This is a genomic window from Pseudomonas kitaguniensis, from assembly GCF_009296165.1.
GTDB lineage: Bacteria > Pseudomonadota > Gammaproteobacteria > Pseudomonadales > Pseudomonadaceae > Aquipseudomonas > Aquipseudomonas kitaguniensis.
The window spans coordinates 1-2,378 of sequence record NZ_VUAZ01000221.1 but is presented as its reverse complement, the minus strand read 5'-3'; the positions used below and the strand labels follow the sequence as shown (position 1 = coordinate 2,378).

Sequence of the window (2,378 nt, the reverse complement as noted above, 5' to 3'; positions counted from 1 at the left end):
GACCACTTCTTCGAACTCGGCGGGCATTCGCTGCTGGCCACGCGAGTGGTGTCGCGGGTGCGCCAGGTGTTGGCGCTGGAAGTCGCGCTCAAGAGCCTGTTTGAACAGCCGTTGCTCGGTGATTTTGTGCGCGCATTGGGCGAGCAGGGCGTCACCGCGCCAGCGCTGCTGAGGGCGGATCGCACGCAGCCGTTGCCACTGTCTTATGCGCAGGAGCGCCAGTGGTTTCTCTGGCAACTCGATCCGCAAAGCGCGGCGTACCACATCCCCAGCGCGCTGCGTTTGAAAGGCGCGCTGGACGTGGCCGCGCTGCAACGCAGTTTCGACACCTTGCTGGCGCGCCATGAAAGCCTGCGCACGCATGTGCGCCAGGAGCCTGGCGGCGCCGTGCAGGTGATTGAGGACTCGGGCCTGATCGAAATCGAACGCTGCGACGCGGATGAAGCCGGGCTCAAGGCGCAGGTGGCCGAGGTGGTCGCGCGGCCGTTTGACCTGCTGCGCGGGCCGTTGCTGCGGGTCAAGTTGTTGCGCCTGGCCGAGCACGATCATGTCGTGGTGCTGGTGCAGCACCACATCGTCTCCGATGGCTGGTCGATGCAACGGATGGTCGAAGAATTAGTGCAGCTTTACGCCGCGTTCAGCGACGGCCGCACGCCGCACTTGCCGGCACTGCCGATTCAGTACGCCGACTATGCGCTGTGGCAGCGCAACTGGATGGAAGCCAGCGAAAAAGCGCGTCAACTGACCTACTGGCGTGAGCAGTTGGGCGGCGAGCAGCCGGTGCTGGAGCTGCCGTACGACCACCAGCGCCCGGCGTTGCCAAGCCATCGCGGTGCACGCCTTGAGGTTGAGCTGGCGCCGCCACTTTTGGCGGGGTTGCGCAGCCTGGCCAAGCAAGCCGGGGTCACGTTGCCGATGGTATTGCTGGCGGCCTATCAGGCCTTGCTGCACCGCTACAGCGGCCAGCAAGACGTGCGCGTCGGCGTGCCGATCGCCAACCGCAACCGCCTTGAAACCGAAGGCCTGATTGGCTTCTTCGTGAATACCCAAGTGCTCAAGGCCGAGATCAACGGCCAAATGAGCGTGGCGCAACTGTTGCAACAGGTACGTCAGTGCTCGCTGGAGGCTCAGGCGCATCAGGACCTGCCGTTCGAGCAACTCGTGGAGGCGTTGCAGCCCGAGCGCAGCATGAGCCTGAGCCCGTTGTTCCAGGTGCTGTTCAACCACCGCGTGACCTCGGCAGGCAGCCATTTGCAGCGTTTGCCTGGCCTGCAGGTCGAGGTATTGAGCTGGGATGAAGGCGTGGCCCAGTTCGACCTGGCGCTGGATGTGGAGGAATCCCGCGAGGTGCTGCGTGCCTCGCTGAGTTACGCCACCGATCTGTTTAACCACAGCACCATCGAACGCATGGCCGGGCATTGGCAGAACCTGTTGCAAGCCATGGTCGATGATCAGCAACAAGCTATCGGCCAACTGAACCTGCTCAATCGTGACGAGCAACAGCACATTTTGCAGTTGTGGAATTGCACCGATTCCGGCTTCCCGGCTACGCGCCTGGTGCATGAATTGGTCGCCGACCGCGCGCGTGAAACGCCGAATGCCGTCGCGGTGAAATTCGATACGCAAACGCTGACCTACGCCGAGCTGGATGCCCAGGCCAACCGCTTGGCGCATGCGCTGATCGCGCGCGGTATCGGCCCGGAAGTGCGCGTGGCCATCGCCATGCCGCGCAGCGCCGAAATCATGGTGGCGTTCCTCGCGGTGATGAAAGCCGGTGGCGTGTACGTGCCGCTGGACATTGAGTACCCGCGTGATCGCCTGCTCTACATGATGGACGACAGCCGCGCACAATTGCTGCTGACGCACACCAGTGCCTTGCAGCAATTGCCGATCCCGCAGGGCCTGAACACCCTGGCAATAGATCGCACCGAGGACTGGGCGCTTTACAGCGACAGCGCGCCACAGGTGACACTGCACGGCGACAACCTCGCCTACGTGATTTACACCTCCGGCTCCACCGGCTTGCCCAAAGGCGTGGCCGTGGCTCACGGGCCGTTGGTTGCGCACATCATCGCCACCGGCGAACGTTATGAAACCGGCCCAACGGACTGCGAGCTGCACTTCATGTCTTTCGCCTTCGACGGTTCCCACGAAGGCTGGATGCACCCGTTGATCAACGGCGCCAGCGTGCTGATTCGCGACGACAGCCTGTGGTTGCCGGAATACACCTACGCACAGATGCATCGCCATAACGTGACCATGGCCGTGTTCCCGCCGGTGTACCTGCAACAGCTTGCCGAGCATGCCGAGCGTGACGGCAACCCACGGCGGTGCGGGTTTACTGTTCGCGGTGCGCCGTCGCTCAAGCCAGTTACGAC

General features: G+C 63.3%; 1 pseudogene. It reads left to right on the top strand.

What is annotated here, in order from left to right:
- Nucleotides 1-2,378: pseudogene (locus F0169_RS26775) on the top strand (condensation domain-containing protein); the annotation flags it as partial.